Source organism: Pseudomonas sp. Tn43, assembly GCF_014192635.1.
Taxonomy (GTDB): domain Bacteria; phylum Pseudomonadota; class Gammaproteobacteria; order Pseudomonadales; family Pseudomonadaceae; genus Aquipseudomonas.
The window spans coordinates 81,703-96,434 of sequence record NZ_JACHYG010000004.1; the positions used below are offsets into that span (position 1 = coordinate 81,703).

13 protein-coding genes are annotated in these 14,732 nt (G+C 60.2%); 8 read left to right on the plus strand and 5 right to left on the minus strand.

The window, feature by feature from the left end; all coding sequences use genetic code 11:
- Positions 1–81 precede the first annotated feature (81 nt).
- The 3 genes from betC to FHW68_RS12080 all read left to right on the plus strand — a co-directional run bounded on the left by betC (position 82) and on the right by FHW68_RS12080 (position 4,198).
- Entirely contained in the window at positions 82–1,596 is a 1,515-nt protein-coding gene (gene betC / locus FHW68_RS12070; protein WP_183680544.1) for a choline-sulfatase, read from the plus strand.
- Between the two features lie 15 nt (positions 1,597–1,611).
- The gene (gene choX, locus FHW68_RS12075; protein ID WP_183680546.1) at positions 1,612–2,532 is read left to right on the plus strand and encodes a choline ABC transporter substrate-binding protein; all 921 of its coding nucleotides are present in this window, start codon (positions 1,612–1,614) and stop codon (positions 2,530–2,532) included.
- Between the two features lie 97 nt (positions 2,533–2,629).
- Positions 2,630–4,198 carry a SulP family inorganic anion transporter gene (locus FHW68_RS12080; protein ID WP_095632744.1) on the plus strand — a complete coding sequence of 523 codons (1,569 nt, stop codon included), beginning with the start codon at positions 2,630–2,632 and terminating at the stop codon, positions 4,196–4,198.
- 126 nt (positions 4,199–4,324) lie between these two features.
- Here FHW68_RS12080 and aroE read toward each other — a convergent pair whose 3' ends face one another.
- Together aroE and hemF are read right to left on the minus strand one after the other, a co-directional pair.
- A complete protein-coding gene (aroE, locus tag FHW68_RS12085) occupies positions 4,325–5,146 on the minus strand; it encodes a shikimate dehydrogenase (protein ID WP_183680548.1) in 822 nt (273 codons plus the stop codon).
- A 77-nt stretch (positions 5,147–5,223) separates the two neighbouring features.
- Positions 5,224–6,138 (minus strand): oxygen-dependent coproporphyrinogen oxidase, encoded by a 915-nt coding sequence (hemF, locus tag FHW68_RS12090; protein ID WP_183680550.1) that lies wholly within the window; start codon positions 6,136–6,138, stop codon positions 5,224–5,226.
- 158 nt (positions 6,139–6,296) lie between these two features.
- On the opposite strand from hemF, the gene FHW68_RS12095 reads away from it, so the two are divergent.
- A complete protein-coding gene (locus FHW68_RS12095; RefSeq protein WP_183680552.1) occupies positions 6,297–7,274 on the plus strand; it encodes an NADPH:quinone reductase in 978 nt (325 codons plus the stop codon).
- Between the two features lie 132 nt (positions 7,275–7,406).
- Here the strand turns inward: FHW68_RS12095 and FHW68_RS12100 are convergent, their stop codons facing one another.
- From FHW68_RS12100 to FHW68_RS12110, 3 genes are all read right to left on the minus strand, one after another.
- Positions 7,407–7,964, minus strand: a complete 558-nt coding sequence (locus tag FHW68_RS12100; RefSeq protein ID WP_095632748.1) for an L-threonylcarbamoyladenylate synthase — start codon at positions 7,962–7,964, stop codon at positions 7,407–7,409.
- Positions 7,965–8,018: 54 nt separating this feature from the next.
- Positions 8,019–9,125, minus strand: coding sequence for a DNA-processing protein DprA (gene dprA / locus FHW68_RS12105; RefSeq protein WP_183680554.1), 1,107 nt, complete (start codon positions 9,123–9,125; stop codon positions 8,019–8,021).
- An 80-nt stretch (positions 9,126–9,205) separates the two neighbouring features.
- Positions 9,206–10,231 (minus strand): LysM peptidoglycan-binding domain-containing protein, encoded by a 1,026-nt coding sequence (locus FHW68_RS12110; protein ID WP_095632750.1) that lies wholly within the window; start codon positions 10,229–10,231, stop codon positions 9,206–9,208.
- A gap of 169 nt (positions 10,232–10,400) precedes the next feature.
- On the opposite strand from FHW68_RS12110, the gene def reads away from it, so the two are divergent.
- The 4 genes from def (at position 10,401) to trkA (ending at position 14,639) form a co-directional block, all read left to right on the plus strand.
- Entirely contained in the window at positions 10,401–10,907 is a 507-nt protein-coding gene (gene def, locus FHW68_RS12115) for a peptide deformylase (RefSeq protein WP_095632751.1), read from the plus strand.
- A gap of 70 nt (positions 10,908–10,977) precedes the next feature.
- Complete coding sequence (fmt, locus tag FHW68_RS12120; RefSeq protein WP_183680556.1) at positions 10,978–11,937, plus strand: methionyl-tRNA formyltransferase; 960 nt, start codon at positions 10,978–10,980, stop codon at positions 11,935–11,937.
- A complete protein-coding gene (gene rsmB, locus FHW68_RS12125) occupies positions 11,934–13,244 on the plus strand; it encodes a 16S rRNA (cytosine(967)-C(5))-methyltransferase RsmB (RefSeq protein ID WP_095632753.1) in 1,311 nt (436 codons plus the stop codon). Before fmt ends, rsmB begins: the two co-directional genes overlap by 4 nt.
- A 21-nt stretch (positions 13,245–13,265) precedes the next feature.
- The gene (gene trkA / locus FHW68_RS12130; protein WP_095632754.1) at positions 13,266–14,639 is read left to right on the plus strand and encodes a Trk system potassium transporter TrkA; all 1,374 of its coding nucleotides are present in this window, start codon (positions 13,266–13,268) and stop codon (positions 14,637–14,639) included.
- Positions 14,640–14,732 lie beyond the last annotated feature (93 nt).

Below are 14,732 nucleotides of genomic sequence, written 5' to 3' on the forward strand. Positions count from 1 at the left end.
GGCTTTACCACAAAGATGATGGAATCCATGCTCGATCACAGCACTCTCGCATAAATATCCACTATGGAATGCCGCGATCACATGAAGCGCAAAAATATTCTTTTCATCATGGCCGATCAAATGGCCGCGCCAATGTTGCCGTTCTACGGTCCTTCGCCGATTAAACTGCCGAATCTCAGCCGCCTCGCCGCCGAAGGCGTGGTGTTCGACGCCGCTTATTGCAACAGTCCGCTTTGCGCGCCGTCGCGTTTTACGCTGGTCAGTGGTCAGTTACCGAGCAAGATCGGCGCCTACGATAATGCGGCCGATTTCCCCGCCGACGTACCGACCTATGCCCATTACCTGCGTCGCCTGGGTTATCGCACCGCGCTGTCGGGCAAGATGCATTTCTGTGGCCCGGACCAGTTGCACGGCTATGAAGAACGCCTCACCAGCGACATCTACCCGGCCGATTATGGGTGGGCAGTGAATTGGGATGAGCCGGACGTACGTCCGAGCTGGTACCACAATATGTCGTCGGTGCTGCAAGCCGGACCGTGTGTACGCACCAATCAACTGGATTTCGACGAAGAGGTGGTGTTCAAGGCCCAGCAATACCTGTTCGATCACATTCGCGAGGAAGGCGATCAGCCGTTCTGCCTGACCGTGTCGATGACTCACCCACACGACCCGTACACAATTCCCAAGGCTTTTTGGGATATGTACGACGACGCTGACATCCCTTTGCCCGAAACACCTGCACAGGATCAACTTGATCCTCATTCCCAGCGTTTGCTCAAGGTCTATGACCTGTGGGACAAGCCGCTGCCTGTGGACAAGATTCGCGATGCGCGCCGTGCCTATTTCGGTGCATGCAGCTATATCGATAGCAACGTCGGCAAACTTCTGCAAACACTTGAGGAAACCGGGCTGATCGATGACACCATCATCGTCTTCTCCGGTGACCACGGCGACATGCTCGGCGAGCGTGGCCTCTGGTACAAAATGCATTGGTATGAAATGGCGGCCCGGGTTCCATTGCTGATCCATGCGCCCGGGCAATTCGGGGCTGGGCGCGTCAGCACGGCGGTGTCCACTGCCGACCTGCTGCCGACCTTTGTCGAATTGGCCGGCGGCTCGCTGGAACCCGGTCTGCCGCTGGACGGCCGCTCGCTGGTTTCGCATCTGCAAGGGCAGGGCGGTCATGACGAAGTGTTCGGTGAGTACATGGCCGAAGGCACTATCAGCCCGTTGATGATGATTCGCCGCGGCGCTTACAAATTCATCTACAGCGAAGACGACCCTTGCCTACTCTTCGATGTACATAACGATCCGAAGGAACAGGAAGAACTCAGCCAGTCGCCGCAATATCGGCAGCTTTTCGAGGAGTTTCTCGCCGAAGCGCGGGCCAGATGGGACATCCCGGCGATCCACCGACAGGTGCTCGCCAGTCAACGCCGTCGGCGTTTCGTCGCCGATGCCCTGACCATCGGCAAGCTGAAGAGCTGGGATCACCAGCCACTGGTGGACGCCAGCCAGCAGTACATGCGCAACCACATCGACCTCGACGATCTGGAACGCAAAGCACGTTATCCACAACCCTGCCAAAACCAATAACGTAAGGGGAAGTCCATGCAAAGGTTATCCACAGTACTGACGGTCGGGCTTCTGGCTCTGGGCAGTGCCTCGGCCTATGCCGAGCAAAGCTGCGAGACGGTGAAAATGGCCGACCCTGGCTGGAGCGACATCGCTGCCACCAATGCCATCACCGGGTTTCTGCTGGACGGCATGGGCTATAAGGCCAAGGTCGACACGCTGGCGGTGCCGATCACTTTTGGCGGTCTGAAGGATGGCCAGGTGGACGTGTTCCTGGGTAACTGGATGCCCGCACAGCAGGGCTTCTATGACAAATTCGTGGCCAATGGCGACGTTACGCAACTGGCGAAAAACCTCGACGGCACCGAGTTCACGCTGGCGGTTCCGGATTATGTTTGGAACGCGGGTGTGCATAACTTCAATGACTTGAACAAGTACGCGGACAAGTTTGACAAGAAGATCTATGGCATCGGCTCCGGTGCTCCGGCGAACATTTCGCTGCAAGAGATCATCAAGAAGAACGACTTCGATCTGGGTCAGTGGAAACTGATCGAGTCCAGTGAACAGGCAATGCTGGCCGAAGTGTCTCGGGCGGTGAAGAAACAGAAGTTCGTGACCTTCCTCGGCTGGACGCCGCACCCGATGAACGTGCAGCTGAAAATGCATTACCTGAAGGGCGGCGAGAAATACTTTGGTGACACTGGCAGCGTTTATACACTGACCCGCAAAGGTTATGCACAGGCCTGCCCGAACGTCGGCAAACTGCTCACCAACCTGAGTTTTACCCAGGAAATGGAGAACAGCATCATGGCCGAGGTGATGAACAAAAAGATCAGCAATGCCGAGGCGGCCAAGGCGTGGATCAAGGCCAATCCGGCGGTGCTGGATAAGTGGCTGGACGGCGTGAAGACCGTGGACGGGAAGGATGCGTTGCCGGCGGTGAAAGCCAAGCTCTAACTCCCTGCGCCGATCATTCCCACGCTCTGCGTGGGAACGATCAGCGATCGGTGTCTCGTCCTGCTACCCTTGCGCAAACTCCCACCCGAGAGGACCCATGGCCTTCCCCAGCCGCCATTCACTCTTTCCCTTCCTGACCTGGTTGCCCCGGCAAACCCGCGCCAGCGTCGGCCGTGACCTGATTGTCGGCCTGAGTGGTGCGATTCTCGCGTTGCCACAATCCATTGCCTACGCACTGATTGCCGGTCTCCCACCGGAATACGGCTTGTACGCCGCCATCATCCCGGTGCTGATCGCCTGCCTCTGGGGTTCGTCGTGGCATTTGATCTGCGGCCCTACGGCGGCCATTTCCATTGTCCTGTACGCCAGCGTCAGTCCTCTGGCCGTTCCCGGATCGCAGGACTACGTCACGCTGATCCTGCTTCTGACACTCCTTGCGGGGATTTTCCAGTGGCTGCTGGGTTTGCTGCGTTTCGGCGCCCTGGTGAATTTCGTCTCTCACTCGGTGGTGCTGGGCTTCACCCTGGGTGCAGCGGTGGTGATTGCCATCGGGCAACTGCCGAACTTGCTGGGGCTGGATGTGCCCAACCAGGCTACAGCGCTGAACAGCCTGATGCTGCTGTTCAGTCATCTCGGTGAGGTAGACAAACCCTCGCTGGTACTGGGCCTGGCCACGGTCGGCCTGGGCATCGTGCTGAAACTGCTGGTGCCGCGCTGGCCGACGCTGTTGATCGCTCTGGCCTTGAGCGGGTTGCTGGTATGGCTGTGGCCGTCGATGTTCGGTCATGTGCGGTTGGTCAGCGCCTTTGTCGGACGGCTGCCGCCCTTCAGCCCGCTGCCGCTGGATCTGGACCTGGTGTTGCGCTTGCTGCCCAGCGCGGTGGCGGTCGGGATGCTCGGGCTGGTGACGAGCCTGTCGATTGCCCGCTCCTTGTCGGCGCGCTCGCAGCAGTTGCTCGACGCCAATCAAGAAGTCCGCGCCCAGGGTTTTTCGAACATGGTCGGTGCGTTTTTCTCCGGCTCGCTGTCCGCCGGTTCCTTCACCCGCTCGGCCTTGAGCTATGACGCCGGTGCCTGCTCACCGTTGGCAGGCGTTTTTTCCGCGGTGTGGGTAGCCTTGTTCGCTATCTTCGGTGCGGTATTGATCGCGCACATTCCAATCCCGGCCATGGCCGGCAGCATTTTGCTGATCGCTTGGGGATTGGTCGACCATCGCGGCATTCGCGCCTTGTTGCGGGTCAGCCGTGCCGAGTTTCTGGTCATGGCGCTGACCTGTGTCGCGACGTTGTTGCTGGAATTGCAAACGGCGATCTACGCCGGCGTGCTGGCGTCGCTGTTCTTCTACCTCAAACGCACTTCGCAACCTCGGGTGCAGCATTGGCGTGAAGGCGACGAAGACATTCTGCGAGTCGGCGGTTCAATCTTTTTCGGCGCCAGCCATTACCTGCAAGTGCGCTTGCAACGGATGCACGGCGCACGGGTCGTGATCGAGGCGCAGCAGATTAACTTCATCGACTATTCGGGCGTGGAAATGCTGCACCAGGAAGCGCGACGGCTGCTGCGCCAGGATCGCAGCCTGACCCTGCGGCGGGCGCGGCCGCAGGTGGTGGAAGAATTGAGAAAACTCGAAGGCGCGGAGAAATGCCCGATTCGCTTCGAGGATTGAAACATTCACCCTGGAATAAACCCACCTGTGGCGAGGGGGCTTGCCCCCGTTGGACGGCGAAGCCGTCCCAAAACTGCCACGACCGCTGCGCGGCCGAACGGGGGCAAGCCCCCTCGCCACAAAAGCCTAGAGCGCCAATTGCCGACGGAGTTCGGCCAGCACCGGTGCCGTATCCGGCCGCACGCCGCGCCACAGGTAAAAAGCTTCCGCCGCCTGCTCGGCCAACATTCCCAAGCCATCCATCGCCACCGCCGCGCCGTGTTCGCTGGCCCAGCGGCAAAACGATGTCGGGTCTTTGCCGTACATCATGTCGTAGCAAACTGTCTTGCCCGGCTCGATCAAGCTGCTGGCAATCGGCGGAACATCGCCTGACAGACTGGCGGACGTAGCGTTGATGATCAGGTCCACCGGTTCCTTCAACCAATCGAAACCACTGGCCGACACCGGCCCCAGATCCGCGAACAATTCGGCCAGCAATTCGGCTTTTTCCACGGTGCGGTTGGCAATGATCACCGACGCCGGTTGCTCCGCCAGCAGCGGCTCCAGCGCCCCGCGCACCGCACCGCCGGCCCCGAGCAGCAGGATGCGTTTGCCCTTGAGACTGAAACCGGCATTGACCGTCAGGTCCCGCACCAGCCCGGCGCCATCAGTGTTGTCGCCCAGCAAACTGCCATCGGCCAGTTTGCTCAGGGTATTCACCGCACCCGCCCGCTGCGCTCGCTTGGTCAGGCTGTTTGCCAAACGATAGGCATCTTCCTTGAACGGCACCGTCACATTCGCCCCACGCCCTTCGCGGAAAAATGTGCGGGCACAGCCGGAAAAATCATCGAGGGGCGCCAGCAAAGTGCTGTAGTCGAGCTTTTGTCCCGTCTGCTCGGCGAACAAACGGTGGATCAGCGGCGACTTGCTGTGGCCAATCGGGTTACCGAATACGACGTAACGATCCATCTACATTCCTCAACCGTAGCTGCCGAAGGCTGCGATCTTGACGGCAGCCCCGACGATGCAAAACTCAAACCCTGGAATCAGGCCTTGGCCAACCAATCGCGATCTTGCAGGAAGTACTCGGTCAGGCGTGCTTCTTCACTGCCCGGCTCGGCTTTCCAGTCGTAGGCCCAGCGCACTTGCGGCGGCAGCGACATCAGGATCGACTCGGTACGCCCGCCTGATTGCAGGCCGAACAGCGTGCCGCGGTCATAGACCAGGTTGAACTCGACGTAACGACCACGGCGGAACTCCTGGAATTCACGCTGTTTGGCCGTGAACGCATCGTTCTTGCGGCGCTGCACGATTGGCAGGTACGCGTCGATAAACGCATCGCCGATGGCACGCATGAAGGCGAAGCTGGTGTCGAAGTCCCACTCGTTCAAGTCATCGAAAAACAGGCCGCCGATGCCACGCGGCTCGTGGCGATGCTTGATGTGGAAGTAACTGTCGCACCAGGCTTTGTAGCGCGGGTAGACGTCTGGGCCGAACGGTGCGCAGGCCTGTTCGGCAACGCGGTGCCAGTGCACGCAATCTTCTTCGTTGCCGTAGTAAGGGGTCAGGTCGAAGCCGCCACCGAACCACCAGACCGGCTCTTCACCTTCTTTTTCCGCGATGAAAAAGCGCACGTTGGCGTGGGACGTCGGTACATGGGGGTTGTGCGGGTGGATGACCAAAGACACACCCAAGGCTTCGAAACCTCGGCCGGCCAGTTCTGGCCGATGAGCGCTGGCGGAGGGTGGGAGACCGCTGCCAAAGACGTGGGAAAAGTTGACGCCGCCCTTTTCGATGACCGCGCCGTTTTCGATCACCCGGGTACGACCGCCACCGCCGGCAGGGCGGGTCCAGGCGTCTTCGACGAAACGTGTGCCGCCGTCTTCAGCTTCCAAAGCAGCGCAAATGCGGTCTTGCAGGTCGAGCAGGTAGGCTTTTACGGCCTCGGTGCGGGTAGTCATGGCATCACCTTGAATCGGGCAAAGCTACGCGGCGCTCATACAGGCCGGCGGCAAATTGCTGCGTAGGATAACACTGCACCTTGTGCCGTCGCAGTTGACGAAGGTCAAGCTTAAGCGTCCGATAGGGCGCTTGGAAAAATGATCTTAGGAGAGTGCAGATGGCAAAGCGTATCCAGTTCCGCGCCCATGGCGGCCCCGAAGTCCTCGAGCATGTCGATTACCAGCCCGCCGAACCCGGCCCGCTGCAGGTGCGCGTGACCAACAAAGCCATCGGCCTGAACTTCATTGATACCTATTACCGCGGTGGCCTTTATGCGCCACCCGCCTTGCCATCGGGCCTGGGCGCTGAAGGCGCGGGCGTGGTCGAAGCCGTCGGCAGCGAAGTCAGCCGCTTCAAGATCGGCGATCGCGTGGCGTACGGCAGCGGCCCATTGGGTGCTTATAGCGACGTTCATGTATTGCCGGAAGCCAATCTGGTACATCTGCCGGACGCCATCAGCTTCGAGCAAGCCGCCGGCGTGATGCTCAAAGGCCTGACCGTGCAGTACTTGCTGCGTCAGACGTATGAACTCAAGGGTGGCGAAACCATCCTGTTCCACGCTGCGGCCGGAGGTGTCGGTTCCCTGGCCTGCCAATGGGCCAAAGCCTTGGGCGTGAAATTGATTGGCACGGTCAGCTCAACGGAGAAAGCCGCCCTGGCAAAAGCCAACGGAGCCTGGGCGACCATCGATTACAGCCATGAAAACGTCGCACAACGCGTGCTGGAATTGACTGACGGTAAAAAGGTGCCGGTGGTGTACGACGGTGTAGGCAAAGATACCTGGCTGACGTCACTCGACAGCGTCGCACCTCGGGGGCTGGTGGTGAGTTTCGGTAATGCTTCAGGTGCAGTGGATGGCGTGAACCTGGGGATTCTCGCGGGGAAAGGTTCGCTGTACGTGACCCGACCGACCCTGGCGACCTATGCCAACAACGCTGAAAACCTGCAAAGCATGGCCGATGAACTGTTCGAGATGATCATCAGCGGCAAGCTTACGGTGGACATCAGCCAGCGCTATCCATTGGCTGAAGCGGCCAAAGCGCAGACCGAATTGTCGGCGCGGCGCACGACTGGCTCGACCGTTTTGTTGCCTTGATGTGGTAAGGGGGCTTGCCCCCGTTGGACTGCGCAGCAGTCCCCCCAACTGACGATGCGGTCTGTCATTTAAAACACATCGCTCAAATGGCGGGTGCTTCGCACCCGAACGGGGGCAAGCCCCCTCACCACATTAATCCGGGCGCACCACGTGGCCGGTGGCCAAGTCGCGGATCACGCTCGGATTCTTCCGCCCGCCCAGATTGCCGCCCAGCACCCAATCAAGCTGCCCACGGAAATATTGCTCTATGCGAATCCGCGTCCGTGCCGCTGGCCGCCCCTGAGGGTTGGCCGAAGTCGACACCAGCGGCCCGACCAACGCACACAAATCCCGTACCAGTGGGTGATCGCTAACCCGCAATGCCACGGTTTCGTGCACACCGGTAATCCACTGGGGCAACATGTTTTGATGCGGCACCAGCCAGGTGTTGGGCCCCGGCCAAGTGCTGGCCATGCGGTCCATCCACAATTCTGGGAAGTCTTCGAAGAGGAAGTCGAACTGACGAATATTATCGGCCACCAGAATCAGGCCTTTATCCACAGATCGCCCCTTGATCAGCAGCAGACGATCCACCGCCTCTTCGTTCCACGGGTCGCAACCCAGGCCCCAGACAGCTTCGGTTGGATAGGCAATGACCGCCCCAGCGCGAATTTCTCGTGCGGCTTGTTGCACACGCCAACTGTTAACCATGAATGACTCTCCGGAATAGGGCTCTGCGCAGTTTACCGATCTTCCATGCAAAACCTAGCGTCCCCGCGCAAGCCAGCGGCCACTTTCACAGACCGCGCGGCCGTCCATTTCCAGTTCCGTCAGCGCTGCCAACACTTTCGACAACGCCCAGCCGCTGGTGATCGCCAAGGCTTCGCTGGTATGGGGCGCCGCGTGGAGCAATACGAGCAGCGGATGAGTCTCTGTCGTTTGCGCCGTTGCTGAGGATAATGGCAGCCGTTGCCAGCCGCGCAACGCTTCGAGGATGTGCTCGATGGTTTCCACCAGCACCGCACCGTCGCGGATCAACTGATGGCAACCCCTTGCGCCGGGGTGATGGATCGACCCGGGTATCGCATACACCTCTCGTCCCTGTTCCGCCGCCAGCCTGGCGGTGATCAACGAACCACTGGCCACACTCGCCTCGACTACTAGCACGCCAAGGGACAAACCGCTGATGATTCGATTGCGTCGGGGGAAGTTGCCGGGGGAAGGGCCGGCGTCCAGCGGGAACTCCGAAAGTACTGCGCTTCCCGAAGCGATCATCGCGTCCGCCAGTCGTCGATTGCGCTGTGGATAAAAATTTTCCAGCCCCGTGCCCAACACGCCCACCGTTTGCCCGCCAACGTCCAGAGCCGCCTGGTGCGCGGCAGCATCGATGCCCAGGGCCAGACCGCTGGTGATGACAAAACCGGCACCGGCCAGTGTGCGAGAAAACGCGGCGGCAGTGTCCATGCCCGGTCGCGAAGCACGACGGCTGCCGACCATCGCCAGCTGTGGTTTTTCCAGAATGCCCGGATCGCCCGCCACAAATAACAGCGGCGGCGCATCACTGATTTGCGCCAGCAGCGCAGGGTAGTCAGGTTGGTCCCACATCAGTAAATGCTGGCCCGGGCGCTCTAACCAGGCTAATGCATGACTGGCCCCGTCACGAATTTCGCTGCAGCGCCGGGCTTGCGCGCAGGTGTGAGGCAGGCCCAATGCACGCCACGCGCTGGCCGGTGCGCTGATGGCTTTGGAGGCAGAACCAAAGGCCTCAAGCAATTTCTTGAAACGTGCAGGGCCGAGTTCCGGCAAACGGTGCAGACGTAAACGGGCTTCCAGTTCCGCGGGGGAAACGGACGTACAGGCAGGCAGCGACATGGATCATCCTTGATCGTTATAAGGTCCCGTCGAATCGGGAATAAGCTGTGGATAACTCTGTTGGTAACTTGTGAGCAGGCTTAAGGATTTCGCACCTTGTCCATCACCGCCAGGGAGCGCGATGCGTTAAGGACAAGCCCGTAGCTGAGCTTGTCGTAAGTGCGGAATACCATCAGCAAACCGGCCCGCTCGTCGGGAATTTTCAAGGGCTGGCCGGTGATCCGGTCGCGCACGGTTTCACCGGTTTTCATCACCACCAGCACATTGCCTTCAGCCAGGCCATCGCGCTGGCCCTTGTTCAGCGTGACGACATCCAGCGCGCCGATCTGGGTGACCCCACGCGGCACATCGATGATCAAACCGTTGATTTCGGTTGTCGGGGCACTGGGCATGAAAGTCGAATTGATCGAGCGCTCCTCGCCGCCGAACAACCGGTCGCCGAGTCGTACTTCCTGAGTGGTGCGTTGCAAGGCGAGGGTGGCGACGTCGCCTTCAGTGGCAATGATCTCGCCGCCACCGACATCGTCGGCATTGATTCCCAGAAACTCCTTGCTCTGCGGATCGGTATAGACCTTGCCTTGACGGAAGATGCCGTACACCGGTTGTGCCGGATCGAAGTGGCCGCGCGCGAATATTCGATCACCGGTGCCGCTAAGTACCCGTTCGGCATCGCCAGCAACGATATAGGGCGCCTTGTCGAAATCCTCAGCCTTGTCGACGATGCGATTGCTCAGCAGAAAGCTGTTGATCGATTTCAGCGGAATGCTCGGAATGGCATCGGCCACCGGCGAGCTGCGGACTCGTGGCGAAAGCTTGATGGTGCCCCGGGAAGCGCCGCGATTGAGGGTCAGGCGTGGCTGACCGTTGACGTAGACCAGCGACAGCGTATCGCCGGGATAGATGAGATTGGGGTTTTCGATCTGTGGATTGGCCTGCCAAAGCTGCGGCCACTCCCACGGTTCACGCAGGTATCTGGCGGAAATGTCCCAGAGTGTGTCCCCTGCCATTACAGTGTATTGCTGTGGAAAACCTTCCCTGAGTTGCACTTGCCCATGCGCAAAACCGGCCGAGGCCAGAAGGAGCAAGGCGAGTAGTGATTTCCTCATGCGGTGAATCCCTTTATTATGTACGTTCGCGTGAAACGCCAGAGCCCTCGTGGCTCGCTTCCGGCTCATTATTGAAAAGCGGGAAGCTACGTTCACAACGGTAGCCTGCATCCTCGGACTCGCCAGGCCATCGACCCGACTTTACCTCACACGTGCAGCAATTGAGCTTATGGCCATTTTAGACATCCTCGAATTCCCCGACTCGCGCCTGCGCACTATCGCCAAACCCGTGGCTGTAGTGGACGACGAAGTGCGTCGGTTGGTCGATGACATGTTTGAAACAATGTATGAAGCGCCAGGCATCGGCCTCGCCGCGACCCAGGTCAACGTGCACAAACGTATCGTCGTAATGGACCTCTCCGAAGACCGCAGCGAACCGCGGGTGTTCATCAACCCCGAGTTCGAAGTCCTCACCGACGAGGTGGACCAGTATCAGGAAGGCTGCCTTTCGGTGCCGGGTTTCTACGAAAACGTCGATCGCCCGCAAAAGGTCAGGATCAAGGCCCAGGACCGCGACGGCCAACCGTACGAACTGGTCGCCGAAGGCTTGCTCGCGGTCTGCATCCAGCATGAATGCGACCACCTCAACGGCAAATTGTTCGTTGATTACCTGTCCACGCTCAAACGCGACCGGATCAAGAAGAAACTGGAGAAGCTCCATCGCCAGAACGCTTGATGCCCTTCTTTCAAAGGCTTGCTGCGGCAAGCCTTTTTCTTTTCAAGACGCTTTGTAATCGAGAGTTCTCATGACTGAGCCATTGCGCATTGTCTTTGCCGGTACCCCGGAATTCGCCGCCGAACACCTCAAGGCCCTGCTCGACAGTCCTTACGAAATCATTGCGGTTTATACCCAACCGGACCGTCCGGCGGGTCGTGGGCAGAAGCTCATGCCCAGCCCGGTCAAGCAGTTGGCACTGGAAAACAACATCCCGGTGTTGCAGCCGCCAACCCTGCGCAACGAAGACGCTCAGGCTGAACTCGCCGCCCTGAAACCGGACTTGCTGGTGGTGGTCGCCTACGGCCTGATCCTGCCGCAAGCGGTGCTGGATATTCCGCGTCTGGGCTGCATCAACAGCCACGCTTCGTTGCTGCCACGCTGGCGCGGTGCGGCGCCGATCCAGCGCGCTGTGGAAGCGGGCGACAGCGAAAGTGGCGTGACTGTGATGCGCATGGAACTGGGTCTGGATACCGGGCCGATGCTGCTGAAAGTCACCACGCCGATCAGCGCCCAAGACACTGGCGGCAGCCTCCACGATCGTCTTGCAGAGATCGGCCCGCCGGCCGTGGTGCAGGCGATTGCCGGCCTGGCGGCAGGTACTCTGGAAGGCGAAGTGCAGGACGACAGCCTCGCCACCTATGCGCATAAACTGAACAAGGACGAAGCACGCATCGACTGGAGCCGCCCGGCGGTTGAGCTGGAGCGCCTGGTTCGCGCTTTCAATCCTTGGCCGATCACCCACAGCACACTGAACGGCGAAGCGCTGAAAGTGCTGGCTGCGAGCCTGGCCGAAGGGCAGGGCGCACCGGGTGAAATCCTCAGTGCCAGCAAGGACGGCTTGGTCGTCGCCTGCGGTGAACAGGCGCTGTGCCTGACCCGTCTGCAATTGCCCGGCGGCAAGGCGCTGAACTTCAGCGATTTGTACAACAGCCGTCGTGAGAAATTCGCCGTCGGTACCGTGCTTGGTCAAACGGCGGACGCTCAATGAATCCACGTCTGGCTGCCGCCAAGGCATTGGCCGCTGTTCTTAACGGAAAAGCCTCGCTCAACAGTTCTCTGCCGACGCAAATGGACAAGGTCGAAGATCGCGATCGCGGCTTCACCCAGGACCTGGCATTCGGCACGGCGCGCTGGCAGCCACGTTTGTCGGCGCTAGCGGCCAAGTTGCTGCAAAAGCCGTTCAAGGCGGCTGATGCCGATGTCGAGGCGCTGTTGCTGGTCGGTCTCTATCAACTGCTCTACACCCGGGTTCCGGCCCACGCGGCCATCGGTGAAACCGTGGGTTGCGCCGACAAACTGAAAAAACCGTGGGCCAAAGCCTTGCTCAACGCCGTTTTGCGCCGTGCCCAACGGGAAAGCGAAGCGCTGCTGTCTGAGCTGGAACACGACCCGGTGGTGCGCACCGCTCACCCGCGCTGGCTGCAAAAATCCCTCAAAGCCTTCTGGCCTGAACAATGGGAGGCCATTTGCGCGGCGAACAACGCTCACCCGCCAATGATTTTGCGAGTCAACCGTCGCCACCACACCCGCGACGCTTATCTCGGGTTGCTGACTGAAGCGGGCATCGCGGCCACGCCGTGCATTTACAGTCGGGATGGCATCATCCTCGACGCAGCGGCGGACGTGCGTAGCCTGCCAGGTTTCGCCGAAGGCTGGATCAGCGTGCAGGACGAAGCCGCGCAACTGGCCGCCGATCTGCTGGAGCTGGCGCCTGGCCAGCGGGTGCTGGACGCCTGCTGCGCACCGGGGGGGAAAACCTGCCACATCCTTGAAGCCGAGCCCCAACTGGCTGGCGTGGTGGCGGTGGATCTGGAAGCCAAGCGCCTGGTTCGAGTGCGGGAAAATCTTGCACGCCTGGGCCTGAGCGCCGAACTGATCGCCGCCGACGGCCGCGACACCGCGAGCTGGTGGGACGGCAAGCCATTCCAACGCATTCTGCTGGATGCGCCGTGCTCGGCCACCGGGGTGATTCGTCGTCACCCGGATATCAAGCTGACCCGCCAACCCGACGACATCGCCGCGTTGGCGGTGCTTCAGGGCGAGCTACTCGACGCCCTGTGGATAACGTTGGAGGTGGGCGGCATTGTGCTTTACGCCACCTGCTCCACGCTGCCGACCGAGAACACCGAGGTCATCGAAGCATTCCTCGCTCGCACGCCGGGTGCCCGTGAACTCGATATCGCCAGTCAGGCCGGCATCAAACAGCCCCATGGTCGCCAATTGCTGGCCCAGGAAGGTGGCCACGACGGGTTCTATTACGCCAAGCTGATCAAGATTGCCGCCGCAGGCGGTTAACCGGTTTTAAGGAGTGAATGGATGAAAATCATCATCCTCGGCGCAGGGCAAGTCGGCGGTTCGCTGGCAGAACATCTGGCCAGTGAAGCCAATGACATCACCGTGGTCGACACCGATGGCGAACGCCTGCGCGATCTGGGCGATCGCCTGGACATCCGCACCGTGCAAGGTCGCGGTTCGCTGCCGACCATCCTGCGTCAGGCCGGCGCGGATGACGCCGACATGCTGGTGGCCGTGACGAACAGTGACGAAACCAACATGGTGGCCTGTCAGGTCGCTCACACCTTGTTCCACACACCGACCAAAATCGCCCGGGTCCGCGAAGCCGCGTACCTGACCCGTGCCGAACTGTTCGATAACGAAGCGATTCCAGTCGACGTGCTGATCAGCCCGGAGCAAGTCGTTACCAACTACATCAAGCGCCTGATCCAGCATCCGGGTGCGTTGCAAGTAATCGACTTCGCCGAAGGCAAGGCGCAACTGGTGGCAGTGAAAGCCTATTACGGCGGTCCGCTGGTGGGTCAGCAATTGCGCCAGTTGCGTGAACACATGCCGAACGTCGAAACCCGCGTTGCGGCGATTTTCCGTCGTGACCGGCCGATCCTGCCCCAGGGCGATACGGTGATCGAGGCTGACGATGAAGTATTTTTCATCGCCGCCAAAGCGAACATTCGCGCGGTGATGAGCGAAATGCGCCGCCTCGATGAGAGCTACAAACGTATCGTCATCGCTGGTGGCGGGCAGATTGGCGAGCGTTTGGCGGAGGCCATCGAAAGTCGCTATCAGGTGAAGATCATCGAGATGAGTCCGACCCGCTGCCGCCATCTCTCGGACACCCTCGATAGCACCGTGGTGTTGCAGGGCAGTGCCTCCGACCGTGACCTGCTGATCGAGGAAAACATCGCCGACGCCGATATCTTCCTGGCGCTGACCAACGACGACGAAGCCAACATCATGTCGTCGCTACTGGCCAAGCGCCTGGGTGCGAAGAAGGTGATGACGATCATCAACAACCCGGCCTACGTCGACCTGATCCAGGGTGGCGACATCGACATCGCCATCAGCCCGCAATTGGCGACCATCGGCACCTTGCTGGCTCACGTGCGGCGTGGCGATATCGTCAGCGTGCACTCATTGCGTCGAGGTGCGGCAGAAGCCATCGAGGCCATCGCCCACGGTGATGAAAAGTCGAGCAAGGTGATTGGCAAGGCCATTGAAAACATCGGCCTGCCGCCAGGGACCACCATCGGCGCGATCATCCGCGACGAAGAAGTGATCATCGCCCACGACGACACGGTGATCGAAGCCGGCGACCATGTGATTCTGTTCCTTGTGGATAAAAAGCATATTCGGGATGTGGAAAAGCTGTTCCATGTGGGGTTGAGCTTCTTCTGATCCGGCACTTGCAGTGGCTGGACGGCCCTCTTCGCGGGCAAGCCTCGCTCCTACGGGTCATGCGTGATCCACTGTAGGAGCGAGGCTTGCCCG